The organism is Mucilaginibacter sp. GW821-FHT07H05 (assembly GCF_059418485.1).
This window is the reverse complement of record NZ_JBWKPY010000004.1, coordinates 638,815-658,306: the sequence shown is the minus strand read 5'-3', so window position 1 is coordinate 658,306 and position 19,492 is coordinate 638,815. Positions and strand designations below refer to the sequence as shown.

Annotated in this window: 15 protein-coding genes and 5 tRNA genes; all 20 read left to right on the top strand. The window is 41.8% G+C overall.

From position 1 onward, the window contains the following. The first annotated feature begins 195 nt into the window (after positions 1–195). The 20 genes from rpsU to AC07M6_RS13880 all read left to right on the top strand — a co-directional run bounded on the left by rpsU (position 196) and on the right by AC07M6_RS13880 (position 19,462). Positions 196–387 (top strand): 30S ribosomal protein S21, encoded by a 192-nt coding sequence (rpsU, locus tag AC07M6_RS13975; RefSeq protein WP_494890355.1) that lies wholly within the window; start codon positions 196–198, stop codon positions 385–387. A gap of 88 nt (positions 388–475) precedes the next feature. Continuing rightward, positions 476–1,360: a tyrosine-type recombinase/integrase gene (locus tag AC07M6_RS13970; RefSeq protein ID WP_494890353.1), complete on the top strand. Its 885-nt coding sequence runs from the start codon at positions 476–478 to the stop codon at positions 1,358–1,360. A gap of 14 nt (positions 1,361–1,374) precedes the next feature. Next, complete coding sequence (gene hpf, locus AC07M6_RS13965; protein ID WP_494890351.1) at positions 1,375–1,722, top strand: ribosome hibernation-promoting factor, HPF/YfiA family; 348 nt, start codon at positions 1,375–1,377, stop codon at positions 1,720–1,722. Between the two features lie 173 nt (positions 1,723–1,895). Next, positions 1,896–1,968, top strand: a tRNA-Thr gene (locus AC07M6_RS13960). A gap of 77 nt (positions 1,969–2,045) precedes the next feature. Next, a tRNA-Tyr gene (locus AC07M6_RS13955) sits at positions 2,046–2,126 on the top strand. 81 nt (positions 2,127–2,207) lie between these two features. Next, a tRNA-Gly gene (locus AC07M6_RS13950) sits at positions 2,208–2,280 on the top strand. A gap of 99 nt (positions 2,281–2,379) precedes the next feature. After that, positions 2,380–2,451: transfer RNA gene (locus AC07M6_RS13945), tRNA-Thr, on the top strand. Between the two features lie 60 nt (positions 2,452–2,511). Further along, positions 2,512–3,699 carry an elongation factor Tu gene (gene tuf / locus AC07M6_RS13940; protein ID WP_494890349.1) on the top strand — a complete coding sequence of 396 codons (1,188 nt, stop codon included), beginning with the start codon at positions 2,512–2,514 and terminating at the stop codon, positions 3,697–3,699. Positions 3,700–3,840: 141 nt separating this feature from the next. Next, a tRNA-Trp gene (locus AC07M6_RS13935) sits at positions 3,841–3,911 on the top strand. A gap of 22 nt (positions 3,912–3,933) precedes the next feature. Further along, positions 3,934–4,128, top strand: coding sequence for a preprotein translocase subunit SecE (secE, locus tag AC07M6_RS13930; protein ID WP_494890347.1), 195 nt, complete (start codon positions 3,934–3,936; stop codon positions 4,126–4,128). 12 nt (positions 4,129–4,140) lie between these two features. Further along, the gene (gene nusG, locus AC07M6_RS13925) at positions 4,141–4,683 is read left to right on the top strand and encodes a transcription termination/antitermination protein NusG (protein WP_494890345.1); all 543 of its coding nucleotides are present in this window, start codon (positions 4,141–4,143) and stop codon (positions 4,681–4,683) included. 185 nt (positions 4,684–4,868) lie between these two features. Then, positions 4,869–5,309 carry a 50S ribosomal protein L11 gene (gene rplK / locus AC07M6_RS13920; protein WP_494890343.1) on the top strand — a complete coding sequence of 147 codons (441 nt, stop codon included), beginning with the start codon at positions 4,869–4,871 and terminating at the stop codon, positions 5,307–5,309. 107 nt (positions 5,310–5,416) lie between these two features. Then, a complete protein-coding gene (gene rplA / locus AC07M6_RS13915; RefSeq protein WP_494890341.1) occupies positions 5,417–6,115 on the top strand; it encodes a 50S ribosomal protein L1 in 699 nt (232 codons plus the stop codon). 2 nt (positions 6,116–6,117) lie between these two features. Continuing rightward, entirely contained in the window at positions 6,118–6,639 is a 522-nt protein-coding gene (gene rplJ, locus AC07M6_RS13910; RefSeq protein ID WP_494890339.1) for a 50S ribosomal protein L10, read from the top strand. 59 nt (positions 6,640–6,698) lie between these two features. Then, a complete protein-coding gene (gene rplL, locus AC07M6_RS13905; protein ID WP_494890337.1) occupies positions 6,699–7,082 on the top strand; it encodes a 50S ribosomal protein L7/L12 in 384 nt (127 codons plus the stop codon). Positions 7,083–7,271: 189 nt separating this feature from the next. Then, positions 7,272–11,075 (top strand): DNA-directed RNA polymerase subunit beta, encoded by a 3,804-nt coding sequence (gene rpoB, locus AC07M6_RS13900; protein WP_494890335.1) that lies wholly within the window; start codon positions 7,272–7,274, stop codon positions 11,073–11,075. 159 nt (positions 11,076–11,234) lie between these two features. After that, positions 11,235–15,524 (top strand): DNA-directed RNA polymerase subunit beta', encoded by a 4,290-nt coding sequence (rpoC, locus tag AC07M6_RS13895; protein ID WP_494890333.1) that lies wholly within the window; start codon positions 11,235–11,237, stop codon positions 15,522–15,524. A 233-nt stretch (positions 15,525–15,757) separates the two neighbouring features. Beyond that, positions 15,758–16,069, top strand: a complete 312-nt coding sequence (locus AC07M6_RS13890) for a DUF3467 domain-containing protein (RefSeq protein WP_494890331.1) — start codon at positions 15,758–15,760, stop codon at positions 16,067–16,069. A 150-nt stretch (positions 16,070–16,219) separates the two neighbouring features. Beyond that, positions 16,220–17,014, top strand: coding sequence for a polysaccharide biosynthesis/export family protein (locus AC07M6_RS13885; protein ID WP_494890329.1), 795 nt, complete (start codon positions 16,220–16,222; stop codon positions 17,012–17,014). Positions 17,015–17,029: 15 nt separating this feature from the next. Further along, positions 17,030–19,462: a GumC family protein gene (locus AC07M6_RS13880; protein ID WP_494890327.1), complete on the top strand. Its 2,433-nt coding sequence runs from the start codon at positions 17,030–17,032 to the stop codon at positions 19,460–19,462. Positions 19,463–19,492: the final 30 nt, after the last annotated feature.

Below are 19,492 nucleotides of genomic sequence, written 5' to 3'. Positions count from 1 at the left end.
ATAGGGCAGAATCCCCGCGTTAGCGATAGGAGCGGATACCGGCCCTGTGGATAAGGCCTGCAGGCGTATGAGCGGATAGCGCGGGCCGTAGGCAACGCCCAATTAATTGTTCCTTAATAAAATCTTAAGCAACTCTTTCATAATCAAAACCAATTACTTACCTTTGCCGTCCCTGAAAGGAGGTATATTAGGATTATGATCATTATCAACGTAAAAGACGGCGAATCATTAGACAAAGCGTTAAAACGCTTCAAGAAGAAATTTGAGAAAACAGGTGTATTACGCGAACTTCGCAGTCGCCAGGCATATGAGAAAAAATCTGTTGCCCGCAGGCACGAAATTAAACATGCCATCTACAAGCAAAATATGAACTTAGATACTGTCTAACTATAGGCTGTAAACTATTTTCATTTTTCTTGAAAATATATAAAAAAACTATTTGTACATTCATTCTCCGGATGTATAAATAGTTTTTATGTTTTTAGAGCGGTTCATCACCTACTTGCAATTTGAAAAACGGATGTCACCACACACCGTTTCCGCCTATCAATCAGACCTGGAGCAGTTTTTTGCACACATCCATCATCCTGAAGATCCCGTAACCCAACCCGATCAAATTACCCATCACCATATCCGTAATTGGATGGTAAGTATGATGGATAACGGTTTAGTGGCCCGCAGCGTTAACCGCAAAGTAGCCGTGCTGCGCAAGTACTTTAAGTTTTTGCTGCAAAGCGAGATCATCACCGCCAATCCAACGGCTAAAATACAAACACCCAAGACGCCTAAAAAACTGCCTGTAGTGGTGGAAGCCGACAAGCTGGATTATTTGCTTGACCATGGTTTTGACACTGATTTTGCCGGCACCCGCGATAAACTGGTATTAGAACTGTTGTTTGGTACCGGCATCCGCCTGGCCGAATTGGTGGGATTAAAGGAAAGCGATATTAATACTTATGAAGGTACTATAAAGGTATTAGGCAAGCGTAATAAGGAACGCATCATCCCAATTAACAAGGAACTAAAGCGTGTACTGGCCGAATACATGGAGTTAAAAAAAAGTAAAAATTTTAATAACAATTCCGTAACACTACTCGTTACAGATAAAGGGGCTAATGCATATCCCAAACTAATTTATTTAATAGTGCATAAACATCTTTCAACCATATCAACCCAAAGTAAAAAGAGCCCTCATGTGCTGCGGCATACATTTGCCACCAGCCTGTTAAACAAAGGAGCAGATTTAAATGCCATTAAAGAACTTTTGGGGCACGCTAATTTAAGTGCCACTCAAATTTACACCCACAACTCCGTGGAGCGATTAAAGTCTATTTATAAACAAGCCCATCCAAAGGCATAAACAAGGAGGAAACAATGAAGATCACAGTTCAATCAATTCATTTTACAGCAGACAGAAGATTATTGGATTTTATCCAGAAGAAGGCAGATAAGCTTGATCAGTTTTATGACAAGATCATCAGCGGTGAGGTCTACTTAAAATTGCAGAACGTGGAAGACGAGGCTAATAAAGTTTCGGAGATAAAAATACAGTTGCCGGGCAATCAATTGTTCGCAAAAGAGCAATGTAAAACGTTTGAAGAGGCTACCGATTTGGCTATTGAGAGCCTGCGCAAGCAAATAGAGAAGCATAAACAGAAGAAAACCATTGCCGCCGAAGTTGCAAAAAAGGCTGTTTTAGCCGCAACAGAAGAGGAATTTTAACATAATCAGCACTTTAACTAAGCGCAAAATCGGCAGGTATTATACCTGCCGATTTTTTTTAGAAAAAAATTTTGCACAGCCTTTATTTTTTGTAGATTTGCAATCCCTTTCGGAGAGGTGCTTTGTTAAGCTGGCTAATTGGAAAGGGTGGTTCTTTAAAAGGAAAAATTTAAGCCTCCTTAGCTCAGCTGGTAGAGCGACTGACTTGTAATCAGTAGGTCATTGGTTCGATCCCGATAGGAGGCTCAGTTTGAATTCGAAGTACGAAAGTTTAAATGCGAAATTATTTCGAATTTGACAGTCCGGCTTCCGAATTAAACGATGGGGGGATACCAGAGCGGTCAAATGGGACGGACTGTAAATCCGTTGCTTCGGCTACGAAGGTTCGAATCCTTCTCCCCCCACATATTGATTGATTGAATTATCGAGATATTGAGTTTTTAAAAATTCAGTAAATCAATAATTCAATCCTTCAATAATTTTTTGCGGAAGTAGCTCAGTTGGTAGAGCGATAGCCTTCCAAGCTATAGGTCGCGAGTTCGAACCTCGTCTTCCGCTCTGATAAATGCGAAGTGCGAAAGGTGAATTTCGAAATACCTGAAACCGGAGCATAAGAATTTCGAAATTGGCAATTCGGATTTCGAACTAAAAAGATAAGCCGACGTAGCTCAGTGGTAGAGCACTTCCTTGGTAAGGAAGAGGTCATGGGTTCAAATCCCATTGTTGGCTCGGAGTATTTATAATACGACAATTAAAATAGAAAAATTAACCTACAAACAAAAATAAATCATGGCAAAAGAAAAGTTTGACCGCAGTAAGCCGCACTTAAACATCGGTACTATCGGTCACGTTGACCACGGCAAAACAACCCTTACTGCAGCTATCACTAAAGTATTAGCTGATGCAGGTTTATCAGAAGCCCGTTCATTTGATTCAATTGACTCTGCTCCTGAAGAAAAAGAGCGTGGTATTACCATCAACACTGCACACGTTGAGTATTCAACAGCTAACCGTCACTACGCACACGTTGACTGTCCAGGTCACGCGGATTACGTAAAGAACATGGTTACTGGTGCTGCTCAGATGGACGGTGCTATCATCGTAGTTGCTGCAACTGATGGCCCAATGCCTCAAACTCGTGAGCACATCCTTTTGGCTCGTCAGGTTGGCGTACCTTCACTGGTTGTATTCATGAACAAAGTTGACATGGTTGACGATCCGGAATTGTTAGAATTAGTAGAGATGGAAATCCGTGAGTTACTTTCTTTCTATGATTTCCCTGGTGATGATATCCCTGTTATCCAAGGTTCAGCATTAGGCGGCCTTAACGGCGACGCTAAATGGGTTGGCAAAATTATGGAATTGATGGATGCAGTTGATGCTTACATCCCAATCCCTCCGCGTTTAACTGATCTTCCGTTCCTGATGCCAGTTGAAGACGTATTCTCGATCACTGGTCGTGGTACTGTTGCAACCGGTCGTATCGAGCGTGGTGTAATCAACTCTGGCGATCCTGTGGATATCCTGGGTATGGGTGCCGAGAACTTAAAATCAACCGTAACTGGTGTTGAGATGTTCCGTAAGATCCTTGACCGTGGCGAAGCTGGTGATAACGTAGGTTTATTGTTACGTGGTATTGAAAAAACTGATATCCGTCGTGGTATGGTTATTTGCAAACCAGGTTCAGTAAATCCTCACACCGATTTCAAAGCAGAAGTTTACGTTCTGTCGAAAGCTGAAGGTGGCCGTCACACGCCTTTCTTCAACAAATACCGTCCGCAATTCTATTTCCGTACCACAGACGTTACAGGTGAAATCACCTTAGCTGAAGGTATCGAGATGGTTATGCCTGGTGATAACGTTACCATCACTGTAAAACTGATCAACGCAATCGCGATGGAAAAAGGTTTACGTTTCGCTATCCGCGAAGGTGGTCGTACAGTAGGTGCCGGTCAGGTAACTGAAATATTAAAATAATACCTCCTTAATCCCCGAAAGGGAAAAAAGGTAGGTTAATTTATACACAAAGTACTTAGGTTTTTACCTAAGTACTTTGTTACTATAAAGTAGATAACACAATATGGTCAAAGTCCCTTTAGGGATTTAGGGCTAATATAAACGGGAATAGTTCAACGGTAGAATAGAGGTCTCCAAAACCTTTGATCAGGGTTCGAATCCTTGTTCCCGTGCATTATATAAAGCGAATAAACAATGGCTGCAGTAGTTGAGTATATCAAAGAATCATATATAGAGTTAACCCAAAAGGTAACCTGGCCAACCTGGCGCGAACTGCAAAGCAGCGCTGTACTGGTAGTGGTTGCCGCTTTAATTATTGCATTGGTTATTTTTGGTATGGACACAGCTATCAGCTACGTGTTAAGGCATTTTTACAGTTCACTTGCTTAATTTTTTATAGAGATGAGTGAAAATTTGAAATGGTACGTAGTACGCGCCATCAGCGGTAAGGAAAAAAAGGTTAAGCAATATATTGATGCTGAAGTTAACCGCTTAGGCATAACCCATTTAGTACCACAGGTATTAATCCCTACCGAAAAGTACTACCAAATGCGCGATGGTAAAAAGATAGCTAAGGAGCGTAACTTTTTCCCGGGCTATGTACTGATGGAAGCATCGTTAGATGGCGAGCTGGAGCACATTATAAAAAACGTGAACAGCGTAATTGGCTTTTTGGGTGATAAGGCAGGTAATGCTATCCCTTTGCGCCAGGCCGAAGTTAACCGTATTTTAGGTAAGGTTGATGAGATGAGCGCGCAAGGCGAAACTATGAACGTACCTTATTATGTGGGCGAAGCAGTTAAAGTAATGGACGGACCATTCAACGGCTTTAGCGGTGTGATTGAAGAGGTGAACGAAGAGAAAAAGAAATTGAAAGTAATGGTAAAGATTTTCGGGCGACGTACGCCGCTTGAATTGAATTACATGCAGGTTGAAAAAGAATAGTGAATAGAGATTAGTTAATTAGAGATTAGTGTAAAAACTAACATTTGATTGGCGGATTTCATTTAAAATATTAACGGGCAGGATTGGACTAATTAACTAATCACTAATTAACCAATTACTACTCATAAAGATAAATGTTACTTAGCTTCCACTACTAACATTGAGTATTAAATAATTAAATTAAAATGGCAAAAGAAGTCGGTGCGATGGTAAAGCTGCAGGTAAAAGGCGGCGCTGCAAACCCATCTCCTCCAATTGGCCCAGCATTGGGTGCAAAAGGGGTGAACATTATGGAGTTCTGCAAGCAGTTTAATGCACGTACCCAGGATAAACCTGGCAAAGTGTTACCTGTGCTAATTACTGTGTACGTTGACAAGTCATTCGATTTTATCATTAAAACCCCACCTGTTGCTATCCAGTTACTGGAAGCTACAGGCTTAAAAAGCGGGTCGGCAGAGCCAAACCGGAAAAAGGTTGCGAAAGTAAGCTGGGACCAGGTTGAAACTATTGCCAAGGATAAAATGGTGGATTTAAACGCGTTCACAGTTGAGTCGGCCATGAAAATGGTTGCAGGTACTGCTCGCAGTATGGGAATAACCGTATCAGGTACGGCTCCCTGGAACTAAATTGATTGCGAAATGCGAAGTTTCAAAGGCGAAATGTAATAGTTTCGAATTTGGCATTCCGACTTTCGAGATCACATTAATTAACTAACACAAATCAGTTTAAGACAGTGGCAAGATTAACAAAAAATCAAAAAGTGGCACTCTCCAAAATTGAGGCTAATAAAGCATATTCATTACAGGATGCAACAAGCCTGGTAAAGGATATCACCAACACCAAATTCGATTCATCGGTTGATATCGATGTACGTTTAGGTGTTGATCCGCGTAAAGCCAATCAAATGGTACGTGGTATTGCAACATTACCTCATGGAACCGGAAAAACTGTACGTGTACTGGTGCTTTGTACGCCTGAAAAGGAACAAGAAGCTAAAGACGCAGGTGCAGATTTTGTAGGTTTGGACGATTACATTGCCAAAATTGAAGGCGGATGGACTGACGTTGATATTATCATCACTATGCCAAGCGTTATGGCTAAGGTAGGTCGTTTGGGTCGTATATTAGGCCCGCGTAACCTTATGCCAAACCCTAAATCGGGCACAGTAACCCCAGAAGTTGGGAAAGCTGTAACCGAGGTAAAAGCTGGTAAAATCGATTTCAAGGTTGATAAAACCGGTATCATCCATGCTTCAATCGGAAAAGTATCTTTCCCTGCTGATAAAATTTATGAGAACGCTTTAGAAGTATTGCAGGTTATCTCTAAATTAAAACCATCAGCAGCAAAGGGCACTTATTTTAAAAGTATCCATATCTCTTCAACCATGTCTCCGGGCATCCAGGTTGAAACTAAAACAGTAGCGGGGATCTAATCATGAATAAAGAAGAAAAACACGAACTTGTTCTTGCCCTTACTGAACAGATGAAGGAGTATGGTAATTTCTATATTACCGACACTTCAAATCTTACGGTTGCTAAGATCAATAACATCCGCCGTAAATGCTTTGAAAGTGATATCACCATACAAGTAGCAAAAAACAGCTTGATTAAAAAAGCGATGGAAGCTGCCGGTGGCGATTACACTCAGATGTATGACGTACTGAAAGGTTCATCATCTATCCTTTTCTCAAAATCGGCAACTGCCCCGGCAAAGCTGATTAAACAACTGAGAAAATCAGGTAGCGAAAAACCAATCATTAAAGCTGCATACATCGACTCAGCAATTTTCATTGGTGATAACCAACTGGATACATTGATCAACCTGAAATCGAAAGAACAACTGGTTGGCGAGATCATCGGATTACTGCAATCTCCTGCTAAAAACGTTATTTCTGCACTGCAATCAGGCGGAAACAAACTTGCAGGTATTGTTAAAACATTACAAGAAAGAGGTTAAACGAACACCTATTAAGTTCGCATTAAAACAAAACGCATTAAAGTAAAAAATAAAATAAAATGGCAGATTTAAAAACCTTTGCTGAGCAGTTAGTAAACTTGACAGTAAAAGAAGTTAACGAGTTAGCTCAAATATTAAAAGACGAGTATGGTATTGAGCCTGCTGCTGCAGCTGTTGCTGTTGCTGCTGCTCCTGCTGGTGGCGATGACGCCCCTGCTGCTGAAGCTGCTCAAACTGCATTTGACGTTATCCTGAAAGAAGCAGGTGGCGCTAAATTAGCAGTTGTTAAATTAGTAAAAGACCTTACAGGCTTAGGCTTGAAAGAAGCTAAAGACTTAGTTGACGGCGCTCCTAAAGAAGTTAAAACTGGTGTTTCTAAAGAAGAAGCTGAAAGCTTAAAGAAACAATTAGAAGAAGCAGGAGCTGTTGTTGAGGTTAAATAAGTTAACCCAATAATACAAATAGCATCAGACTCCGACCTGTTTTGGTCGGGGTCTATTGCTGTTTAAAGAGACTTGAGATATTGAATTGAGATCGGGGATTTTTGCTTTAATGCATTGACTCTGTCTCCCGTCTCAAATCTCATATCTAATTTCTCATATCTATAGTTAATAAATTAAAAACTATATCCCTTGGCAAACAAAAATAATCAAAGAGTAAACTTCGCAACCAGCAGGCACGTAATTGATTACCCTGACTTTCTGGATGTGCAGCTGCAATCTTTCAGGGAATTTTTCCAACTGGAAACTACTTCAGACAACCGTTATAAAGAAGGGTTGTTTAAAGTGTTTGCTGAAAACTTTCCGATTTCCGATTCAAGAAACATCTTTGTTTTAGAGTTTCTGGATTACTTTATTGACCCGCCACGTTACGATATACAAGAGTGTATTGAACGCGGCCTAACTTACAGTGTGCCTTTAAAAGCCAAGCTGCGCCTGTCATGTAACGACGAGGAGCACGAGGATTTTGAAACAATTGTACAGGATGTTTATTTGGGTACCATCCCTTATATGACACCTAAAGGTACCTTTGTTATCAATGGCGCCGAGCGTGTAATTGTATCGCAATTGCACCGTTCGCCAGGCGTATTCTTCGGGCAAAGCCGCCACACTAACGGTACTAAATTGTACTCGGCCCGTGTTATCCCGTTCAAGGGTTCATGGATTGAGTTTGCTACAGACGTTAACAACGTAATGTATGCTTATATCGACCGTAAGAAGAAATTCCCGGTTACCACCTTACTGCGTGCCATTGGTTACGATTCGGATAAAGACATCCTGGAGTTGTTTGAACTGGCCGACGAAGTAAAAGTAAGCAAAAGTGGCCTGAAGAAATTCATTGGCCGTAAGCTTGCTGCAAGGGTGTTGAAGAAATGGGTGGAAGACTTTGTGGATGAGGATACCGGTGAGGTAGTTTCTATCGACCGTAACGAGATCATCCTGGAGCGCGAGACCGTATTAGAAGACGATCACATTGATATGATCATTGATGCCGGTGTAAAAACAGTTATCCTGAACAAGGAAGACTCATCAACCAGCGGTGATTATACTATTATATATAATACCTTACAGAAGGATACTTCAAACTCTGAGAAAGAAGCGGTTGAGCATATCTACCGTCAATTACGTAACGCTGAACCACCTGATGAGGAAACTGCACGTGGTATCATCGATCGTCTGTTCTTCTCGGACAAACGTTATGACTTAGGTGATGTGGGCAGGTACCGCATTAACCGTAAGCTGAAGATGGAGACATCAAACGATATCAAAGTATTAACAAAGCAGGATATCATTGCTATTGTTAAATACCTGATCAAGTTGATCAACTCTAAAGCCGAGGTGGATGATATTGACCACTTGTCAAACCGTCGTGTACGTACGGTTGGCGAGCAATTGTATGCACAGTTTGGTGTAGGTTTAGCGCGTATGGCACGTACCATCCGCGAGCGTATGAACATCCGTGACAACGAGGTGTTTACACCGACTGACCTGATCAACGCGCGTACTTTATCGTCGGTTATCAACTCGTTCTTCGGTACCAACCAGTTGTCTCAATTTATGGACCAAACCAACCCACTGGCAGAGATCACGCACAAGCGTCGTCTGTCAGCCTTAGGGCCCGGTGGTCTGTCACGTGAGCGTGCCGGTTTCGAGGTTCGTGACGTGCACTATACCCACTACGGTAGGTTGTGTACCATTGAAACCCCGGAAGGCCCGAACATTGGTTTGATCTCTTCACTTTGCGTTCACGCTAAGATCAATAACCTGGGCTTTATCGAAACTCCGTACAAACGTGTGGTTGATGGTAAAGTTAAGGTTGAAGAAAATGTAATCTATCTGTCGGCAGAAGACGAGGACGGTAAAACTATCGGCCAGGCTAATGCCTACTATGATGATAAAGGTGTATTTGCAACCCCGCGTGTTAAAGCACGTTATGAAGGTGACTTCCCGGTAATTGAGCCGGAGAAACTGGATTATATGGACGTTGCACCTAACCAGATCACATCTATCGCGGCTTCGCTTATCCCGTTCCTGGAACATGATGATGCTAACCGTGCCCTGATGGGATCTAACATGCAACGCCAGGCCGTGCCGTTATTGCGTCCGGAAGCGCCGATTGTAGGTACAGGGCTTGAAGGCCGTGTGGCTAAGGATTCGCGCACGCTGATCAACGCTGAAGGCGATGGTGTGGTTGAGTATGTTGATGCAAACGAAATTAAGATCCGTTATATCCGTAACGAAATGGACAGGCTGGTATCATTTGATGGCGACACCAAAACTTACCAGCTGACCAAGTTTAAAAAGACCAACCAAAGCACCACCATGAACCTGAAGCCTATTGTTAAAAAAGGCCAGCAGGTTGAAAAAGGACAGGTACTTTGCGAAGGATATGCAACACAGGATGGCGAATTAGCCTTAGGCCGTAACCTTAAAGTGGCATTTATGCCTTGGCAGGGTTATAACTTTGAGGATGCGATCGTGATTTCGGAACGTGTGGTATCGCAGGATATCTTCACTTCATTGCATATCGAGGAGTTTGAACTGGAAGTACGTGATACTAAACGTGGTGAGGAAGAATTGACACCGGATATCCCTAACGTATCGGAAGAAGCTACCAAAGACCTGGACGAAGACGGTATCATCCGTGTTGGCGCCGAGGTTAAGGAAGGTGATATCCTGATCGGTAAGATCACTCCAAAAGGTGAATCAGACCCATCACCAGAAGAAAAATTATTGCGTGCCATATTTGGCGATAAAGCAGGTGATGTTAAAGATGCGTCTTTAAAAACCCCTCCTTCAATCGCTGGTGTGGTAATTGATACCAAGTTGTTCAGCCGTGCTAAAAAAACGTCGAAAGCCGAAGAAAAAGCACTGATCGAAAAACTGGATACCAAACACGATAAAGCAGTTAAAGAACTGAAAAATACACTGGTTGAAAAACTGTTCGAAATTGTTAACGGCAAAACATCGCAAGGTGTGTTTAACGTTTACAAAGAACTGTTAGTGGCTAAAGGTGTTAAGTTCACCCAAAAAATATTGGTTGAATTACCTTACGAGAACATTAACCCAACCAAGTGGACCACTGACGACGACAAGAACGACCAGATCAAAACCCTGCTGCACAACTTCAACATTAAGTTGAACGAGGAACTGGGCGCTTACCGTCGCGATAAATTCGCTATCAGTGTAGGTGACGAACTGCCATCGGGCATTGTACAAATGGCTAAGGTTTACATCGCTAAAAAGCGTAAGCTTAAAGTGGGTGATAAAATGGCCGGTCGCCACGGTAACAAAGGTATTGTTGCCCGCATCGTTCGCGATGAGGACATGCCATTCCTGGAAGATGGTACACCGGTTGATATCGTACTAAACCCACTGGGCGTACCTTCGCGTATGAACCTTGGACAGATCTACGAAACCGTATTAGGCTGGGCCGGTAAAGAGCTGGGCATGAAGTTCGCTACCCCTATATTTGATGGTGCTACGCACGAACAGGTAGAGGAGTGGATAGCTAAAGCAGGCGTACCAGAATCGGGCCGTACTTATTTGTACAACGGTTTAACAGGTGAGCGCTTTGATCAGCAAACTACCGTAGGTATTATCTACATGCTGAAACTGGGCCACATGGTTGATGATAAGATGCACGCCCGTTCAATCGGACCGTACTCTTTAATCACACAACAGCCATTGGGTGGTAAGGCACAATTTGGTGGTCAGCGTTTTGGTGAGATGGAAGTTTGGGCGTTAGAGGCATTTGGTGCTGCTAACATCCTGCAGGAGATCTTAACCGTTAAGTCTGACGACGTGATTGGCCGTGCCAAAACATACGAAGCTATTGTTAAGGGTGAAAACCTGCCAACGCCTTCAGTTCCTGAATCATTCAACGTATTGGTTCATGAGTTAAGAGGTTTAGGTTTGGATATCACTTTAGAATAAGGTTGAGAGAGGTGAAAGGTAAAAGGATAAAGGTGAAAGGTGCCTTGTTCTTTTATCTTTCATCCCTATCAAGAAGGAAAGGGGACAAAGTATATTAGACCTTTCGCCTTTAACCTTTCACCTTTGTCCTAACAAAAAAATACCTTTAAAAAAAGAAATATGTCTTACAAAAAGGATAATAAAATAAAAAGCAATTTCACCACCATTACCATCAGTTTAGCTTCTCCGGAGTCTATCCTGGAGCGTTCAAGTGGCGAAGTTTTAAAACCAGAAACCATTAACTACCGGACCTACAAACCCGAGCGTGATGGTTTATTCTGCGAGCGTATCTTCGGTCCGGTAAAAGACTATGAATGCCATTGCGGTAAGTACAAGCGTATCCGTTACAAGGGTATCGTGTGCGACCGTTGCGGTGTTGAAGTAACCGAAAAGAAAGTACGCCGCGAGCGTATGGGCCACATCAACCTGGTGGTGCCTGTTGCGCATATCTGGTATTTCCGTTCGTTACCAAACAAAATTGGTTACCTGCTGGGTTTACCAACCAAAAAACTCGACTTGATTATTTACTACGAGCGTTATGTAGTAATACAGGCCGGCGTTAAAGAGGCTGATGGCATCAATACCATGGACTTCCTGACCGAGGAAGAATACCTGGACGTATTAGATACCCTGCCAAAAGAAAACCAATACCTGGACGATAAGGATCCACAGAAATTTGTGGCCAAAATGGGTGCCGAAGCATTAGAAGAATTGCTGAAACGCCTTGACCTTGACCAGTTATCATACGATTTGCGCCACCAGGCTGCAAACGAAACTTCTCAGCAACGTAAAAACGAAGCTTTGAAGCGTTTACAGGTTGTGGAAGCTTTCCGCGATGCTAAAACACGTATAGAGAATAACCCTGAGTGGATGATCGTTAAGATCGTTCCGGTTATACCTCCCGAACTGCGTCCGTTAGTACCACTGGAAGGTGGCCGTTTCGCTACTTCAGATTTGAACGACCTTTACCGCCGTGTAATTATCCGTAACAACCGTTTAAAACGTTTGATCGAGATTAAAGCGCCGGAAGTAATTTTACGTAACGAAAAACGTATGCTGCAGGAAGCTGTAGATTCGTTATTTGATAACTCACGTAAAGTTAACGCCGTTAAAACCGAAGGTAACCGTGCATTGAAATCACTTTCAGACATCCTGAAAGGTAAGCAAGGCCGTTTCCGTCAAAACTTACTGGGTAAACGTGTGGATTATTCGGCACGTTCGGTAATTGTTGTAGGGCCAAACCTGAAATTGCACGAGTGCGGCTTACCAAAAGATATGGCTGCCGAGCTGTTTAAACCATTTATCATCCGCAAAATGATTGAGCGTGGTGTGGTTAAAACAGTAAAATCGGCCAAGAAAATTGTTGACCGTAAAGACCCATTGGTTTGGGATATCTTAGAAAACGTATTAAAAGGACACCCGATACTGTTAAACCGTGCGCCTACGCTGCACAGGTTGGGTATCCAGTCGTTCCAGCCAAAACTGGTTGAAGGTAAAGCGATTCAATTACACCCTTTAACCTGTACCGCCTTTAACGCGGATTTTGACGGTGACCAGATGGCCGTGCACGTACCATTGGGTAACGCGGCAATTTTGGAAGCCCAAATTTTAATGCTGGCATCGCATAACATCCTTAACCCTGCCAACGGTACGCCTATTACAGTACCATCACAGGATATGGTTTTGGGTCTTTATTACATTACTAAAGGCCGCAAAACCGACGAAGGACGTACAATTAAAGGTGAAAACCTGATATTCTACTCGGCCGAGGAAGTGATCATCGCTTACAATGAGAAGAAATTAGACCTGCACGCTTTTATTAAAGTAAAAGCTACAGTGAAGGAAAAAGACGGATCATTAGTAAACAAACTGATAGATACTACTGTAGGCCGCGTACTGTTTAACCAGCACGTACCCGAAGAAGTAGGTTATATTAATGAGCTTTTAACCAAAAAATCACTGCGTGATATTATTGGCGAAGTAGTGAAAAACACCGGTATGGCCCGTGCAGCACAATTCCTTGATGATATTAAGGAGTTAGGTTTCAAAATGGCTTTCCAGGGTGGTTTATCATTTAACCTGAAGGATATTAATATCCCTGCGCAAAAAGTTACACTGATTGAGCAGGCTACCAAAGAGGTAGAAGAGGTTATGGGTAACTATAACATGGGTTTCATTACCAATAACGAGCGTTACAATCAGATCATTGACATCTGGACCCGTATTAACAACCGCTTAACCGCGAATGTAATGGAGATCCTGTCGACCGATAACCAGGGCTTCAACTCTGTTTACATGATGCTTGACTCTGGCGCGCGTGGTTCTAAAGAGCAGATCCGCCAGCTGGCAGGTATGCGTGGTTTGATGGCCAAGCCTCAAAAATCAGGCTCAGGCGGCGAGATCATCGAGAACCCGATCCTTTCAAACTTTAAAGAAGGTTTGTCGGTATTGGAGTACTTTATCTCTACCCACGGTGCCCGTAAAGGTTTAGCGGATACGGCTTTGAAAACAGCCGATGCCGGTTACCTGACCCGTCGTTTACATGACGTTGCACAGGACATGATTGTTGGTGAAACAGATTGCGGTACACTGCGTGGTATCTTTACAACTGCCCTTAAAGATAACGAGGACATTGTTGAGCCATTGTATGATCGTATACTGGGCCGTACATCATTACATGATGTGCATGACCCTATTACCGGCGAACTGCTGGTAACTGCAGGTGCCGATATTACCGAAGAGATTGCTAAAAACATCGAGAATTCTCCGTTAGAGGGTATCGAAATACGTTCGGTATTAACCTGCGAAAGCAAACGTGGTGTTTGCGCGCTTTGCTATGGCCGTAACCTGGCCAGCGGTAAACGCGTACAGCGCGGCGAGGCTGTTGGTGTAATTGCCGCACAGTCTATCGGCGAGCCGGGTACACAGTTAACCCTGCGTACTTTCCACGTGGGTGGTACCGCGTCAAACATCGCGGCCGAGTCTCAGATCAACGCTAAATACGAAGGTATTATCGAATTTGAGAACGTACGTACTGTAGAATATGAAACCGCTGAAGATGGCAAGGTTGAAGTAGTACTGGGCCGCTCGGGCGAGTTCCGTATTGTAGAAGCCGGAAGCAACAAGGTAATCATGACCAATAACATCCCATACGGCTCATACCTGTATGTGAAAGATGGCAGCAAGATTAGCCGTGGCGATAAAATTTGTTCATGGGATCCGTACAACGCGGTAATTATCTCTGAATTTGCAGGTAGCGTACAGTTTGACGCTGTATTGGAAGGCATTACCTTCCGCGAAGAAAGCGACGAGCAAACCGGTCACCGCGAAAAGGTAATTATTGATACCCGCGACAAAACCAAAAACCCGGTTATCCAGATAGTTGACAACAAAGGCAACGTAATTAAGGGATACAACATCCCGGTAGGCGCCCACATTGCGGTTGACGAAAAAGAGAAACTACAAACCGGACAGGTTATTGCTAAAATACCGCGTTCAACCGGTAAAACAAGGGATATTACAGGTGGTTTACCACGTGTAACCGAATTGTTTGAAGCACGTAACCCAAGCAACCCGGCGGTAGTAACCGAGATTGACGGTGTGGTAACCTTAGGTGGTGTGAAACGTGGTAATCGTGAGATGACCATCGAATCGCGCGATGGACAGGTTAAAAAATACCTGGTGCCATTGTCTAAACACATCCTGGTACAGGATAACGACTTTGTGAAGGCCGGTATGCCACTGTCTGACGGTTCTATATCACCTGCCGATATCCTGGCCATTAAAGGCCCTGCAGCAGTGCAGGAGTACCTGGTAAATGGTATACAGGAAGTTTACCGTTTGCAGGGTGTGAAGATCAACGATAAGCACTTTGAGGTTATTGTTCACCAGATGATGCAGAAAGTATCGATCGAGGATCCGGGTGATACCCGTTTCCTTGAAAGGGAAGCTGTTGACGGCTGGGACTTTATGCTGGAGAACGACGATATTTACGACAAAAAGGTAGTAACCGATCCGGGCGATTCAACAACCTTAAAATCAGGCCAGATATTATCATTGCGTAAACTGCGCGATGAGAACTCGGTACTGAAACGTAAGGATATGAAGCTGGTAGAAGTTAGGGATGCTATCCCGGCTACTTCAAGCCCGATACTGCAAGGTATTACCAGGGCATCGTTAGGCACCAAGTCGTTTATCTCGGCCGCATCATTCCAGGAAACTACCAAAGTACTGAATGAGGCTGCTATAGCAGGTAAAAAAGACAAGATGCTTGGCCTGAAAGAGAACGTTATCGTGGGTCACTTAATTCCATCAGGAACCGGTTTACGTATATACGATAATATACGTGTAGGTTCGCAGGAAGAGTTTGACCGCCTGATGGCTTCTAAAACCGAAGAAGTAGAAGCGTAATACAAATATTTTTATTACTTTAGCAAAACCTTCCATATTATGGAAGGTTTTGTTGTTTTAAGGCGTTTTTTTTGCCATTTTATCAACACCATTGGGCGTTTCAGTATGCCTTGATATCACACTAAGCTTATTTCTTATTGTTTTAATTTTTGCTGCAGAAATAAAAAATCTGTGGTAATGGGGATTATCAGGATAAACTATAAATTTGTTTAGGAAAAACATACATACCTTTAATGGAAGAACAGAACGAAAATCAGATAAATATTGAACTTTCTGAGGAAATAGCCGAAGGAATATATTCAAACCTGGCTATTATTACGCATTCAAACTCCGAATTTGTGCTTGATTTTATAAGGGTAATGCCCGGTGTGCCTAAGGCCAAAGTAAAATCGCGCATTATTTTAACCCCCGAACATGCAAAACGGCTGTTAACTGCGCTTGAAGATAATATAGAAAAATTTGAAGCAGTGAACGGGCGTATAAAAATCCAAAATGAACCAACCGGTTTCCCGATGAATTTTGGCGGGACTATGGGACAGGCGTAGGTTAAGAAATGGTTAACACAATATATAAATTTTATAACAAAAATTGACTTTTTTTGATAAAAACCGTATGTTTATTTCAATTTAATTTAATTATTTAAACAATTGCGTGTTATCATTAAAATTTTAACTTTGTAAAGTATATCAGTATATATGAGAAAAAGGAAATATTTTTATTGTATCATAGGCGCTTTTTTGATCTTTGCCTTAGGTTCATGTGTAAGTAATAAAGATTTAATTTACTTCCGAAATGTAACTCGTGATAGTTCAGCTACCATAACCAACCCTATCAGCGAAGCTAAGATCAATAAAAATGATATTTTACAAATCACCATAACAAGTTTGGATGAACAAACAACAAAGATTTTTAATAGTAATAATCTTGTTGTTCTTTCCTCGGCCGCACCAGGTACTAATAGTGGGGCAACAAATGGTACCCTTGTTGATGAGGCTGGTAATATTGTAATCCCGCTTATTGGTATTATAAAAGCAGAAGGATTAACAAAAACTGAGCTTGCAAGTAAAATTCAAACCGAAATACTTACAAAAAAACTTGCCATTAACCCAATAGTAAGCGTTAGGGTTGTTAGCTACAAAATAACCATTTTGGGTGAGGTTAACAAGCCAGGCGTAATACAATTAACTTCTGAACATATAACCATACCAGAAGCCTTAGGCATGGCCGGTGATTTAACGCCCTATGCTAAAAGAAATACTTTGTTATTAGTAAGAGAAACAGGAGGGAAGCGGACATTTACCCGTTTTAGTTTAAACGACACTAAACTTTTTGATAAGGAGTTCTATAACCTCCAGGATCATGATCTTATTGTTGTTGAACCTAACAATGCTAAAGCCGGAGCATCTGATCGGACAACACAATTGTTGCCGATAATTATTAGTTCCTTATCTCTTATAGCTGTTATCGTATCGCAGATTGCGCGCAAATAATATTTATTTTTTTGAATGAAAAACTTAGAAAAAAATGATATTTCAGGTTCATTTGAACAATCTGAATCAGAAAATATAATTAGTGTTATTATATATAGATACGTACCGTTCTGGCCGTTTTTTGCTTTAACTATTATATTATGTTTATGCGGATCGTGGTTGTATTTGCGTTATCAGGCGCCCATATATTCAGCAGGCTCTTCACTTTTAATTAAAGATGATAACAAAGGTATTGACGGTTCTAAAGTTTTAGAAGCGCTTGATGTTTTTGGATCAAAAAAAATTGTTGAAAATGAAATAGAGATTTTGAAATCGCGCTCTATAATGCAACAAGTAGTAACTGATTTAGGGTTATATGCACAGGTGTTTGAAGATGGATCGGTAATTGATCCATTGGCCTATACGTCCAGCCCTGTTAGCTTTATTGCTTTAAATCCCGAGGCTATCAAGGATTCGCGCGTTATCCCTTTTAGTTATCTGCCAGATGAAAGGGTTGTTTTAATGGATGGTAAAAAATATCCGTTAGGTGTACCTGTTCAAACCAAATATGGTGTTTTTAGGATTAATCCCAATATTAACCAAACACATAAGCCGCTTAAAAATTTGTACTTGATTTTAGGCGAAGTTAAAGCTACAGCCAAGCGGATTTTGGGAAGGTTAACAGTGGCTGCAACCTCTAAACAATCAACAGTAATCTCATTAACGCTGGAAGATCAGGTGCCGCAGCGTGCCGAAAATATTTTGAACACCTTAATTAAGGTGTATAATAAAGCCGGTATACAGGACAAAAATACCGTAGCGTCTAAAACATTAGCTTTTATAGAGCAGCGGCTTGTAATTGTACATGCTGAACTTTCCAAAGTTGAGTCTGACATTCAGAATTACAAATCACAACAGGGTGTTTTCGATATCTCTGAAGAAGGAAAAATATTTTTAAGCAATGTTGGCGATAACGATAAAAAACTTTCTGAAGTACAGGTGCAGCTTTCTGTTTTAGACCAGATAGAAAAATACATCGTAAAAAAAGATAATTCTCCCGGCACCGTTCCGGCCACGCTTGGCATATCCGATCCGCTATTACTTCAGTTGCTTGAAAAATTGTATAGTGCAGAATTAGAGTTAGACCGCCTAAAGAAGGTATCGGGCGAAAATTCGCCTGCTATGGCTACAGCAGTGAGCCAGATTAATCAAATTAAGCCAAGTTTACTGGAAAACGTCAGAAATTTGAGGCAAAACCTATTAGCAACCCAGCGTAAAATCAAAGAAGAGTCGAGTAAATTCGGGGGCATGTTAAGTAAAGTTCCGCAAAAAGAGCGTGCACTTTTAGAAATAAGCCGGGAGCAGTTTATTAAGAACAGCATTTATACCTTCCTTTTACAAAAACGCGAAGAAGCTCAACTTTCTTACGCATCGGCTGTAGCTGATAGCCGTGTAGTTGATAATGCCGAAGCCGGAACCAGGCCAATAAAGCCTGTCCATTCACTAATATATTTAATAGGTTTAGGCGCCGGCATTTCATTAGGTGTTTTATTTGTTTTAATTAGAGAGCGCTATAATCAGGAAGTACTTTTCAGGGCCGAGATTGATAAATCGGTTGGTGCCCCGGTACTTGCCGAAATTTTATATGATGATAGTGGTAAAACCCTGGTTATTAGTGAAGGGAAACGAACAGTAATAGCCGAGCAATTCCGCTCATTAAGAACTTCGCTTAACTATATCGGCATTAATGATCAGCATAAAGTTGTTTTATGTACATCTTCAATTTCGGGTGAAGGAAAAAGCTTTATGGCCATTAATTTGGCAGTTAGCTTAACACTGACAGGCAAAAAGGTTGCACTGATGGAATTTGACTTAAGAAAGCCCAAAATCAGTACCATGCTTGGCATGAAAAGGGAACCAGGTATTACTAACTATCTTGTAGGCCTGGCAAGTATTGAAGAAATATTAACCCCTGTACCTTATATCGCCAATTTAACACTTGTACCCTGCGGCTCTATCCCACCAAATCCTACCGAATTAATATTAAACGGCAAGCTTGAGGGGTTAATGGACAAGTTAAAAGCAGATTTTGATTACATATTGATAGATACAGCCCCTATTGGTTTGGTTACTGATGCTAAGCTGTTAAATCCTTATACAGATGCTACTTTGTATATGATCAGGCATAAATATACGCCTAAGGTTTATTTAAGGATGATAAACCAATTATATATAAACAAGGAGATGAATTCCATGAATATCATATTTAATGGTTTAAAACCACGTGGGGTTTTGGGTTATGGTTATGGCCAGGGATACGGTTATGGCAGCGGTTATGGTTATGGCTACGGCTATGGTTATGGTTATGGCTACGGAGGCGGCTATGGGTATACAGAAGAAACCAAAAAACGCGTGGGGCTATTTACAAGCATATGGAACGTTATTACCAATATTTTTAAAAGGCAATAATTTAATGTGCTTTATACCATTCATTTTTAA

Excerpts from the sequence above, each read along its gene's own strand:
- rpsU (WP_494890355.1), top strand. The coding sequence starts at position 196 with ATGATCATTATCAACGTAAAAGACGGCGAATCATTAGACAAAGCGTTA.
- AC07M6_RS13970 (WP_494890353.1), top strand. The coding sequence starts at position 476 with ATGTTTTTAGAGCGGTTCATCACCTACTTGCAATTTGAAAAACGGATG.
- hpf (WP_494890351.1), top strand. The coding sequence starts at position 1,375 with ATGAAGATCACAGTTCAATCAATTCATTTTACAGCAGACAGAAGATTA.
- tuf (WP_494890349.1), top strand. The coding sequence starts at position 2,512 with ATGGCAAAAGAAAAGTTTGACCGCAGTAAGCCGCACTTAAACATCGGT.
- secE (WP_494890347.1), top strand. The coding sequence starts at position 3,934 with ATGGCTGCAGTAGTTGAGTATATCAAAGAATCATATATAGAGTTAACC.
- nusG (WP_494890345.1), top strand. The coding sequence starts at position 4,141 with ATGAGTGAAAATTTGAAATGGTACGTAGTACGCGCCATCAGCGGTAAG.
- rplK (WP_494890343.1), top strand. The coding sequence starts at position 4,869 with ATGGCAAAAGAAGTCGGTGCGATGGTAAAGCTGCAGGTAAAAGGCGGC.
- rplJ (WP_494890339.1), top strand. The coding sequence starts at position 6,118 with ATGAATAAAGAAGAAAAACACGAACTTGTTCTTGCCCTTACTGAACAG.
- rplL (WP_494890337.1), top strand. The coding sequence starts at position 6,699 with ATGGCAGATTTAAAAACCTTTGCTGAGCAGTTAGTAAACTTGACAGTA.
- rpoC (WP_494890333.1), top strand. The coding sequence starts at position 11,235 with ATGTCTTACAAAAAGGATAATAAAATAAAAAGCAATTTCACCACCATT.
- AC07M6_RS13890 (WP_494890331.1), top strand. The coding sequence starts at position 15,758 with ATGGAAGAACAGAACGAAAATCAGATAAATATTGAACTTTCTGAGGAA.
- AC07M6_RS13885 (WP_494890329.1), top strand. The coding sequence starts at position 16,220 with ATGAGAAAAAGGAAATATTTTTATTGTATCATAGGCGCTTTTTTGATC.
- AC07M6_RS13880 (WP_494890327.1), top strand. The coding sequence starts at position 17,030 with ATGAAAAACTTAGAAAAAAATGATATTTCAGGTTCATTTGAACAATCT.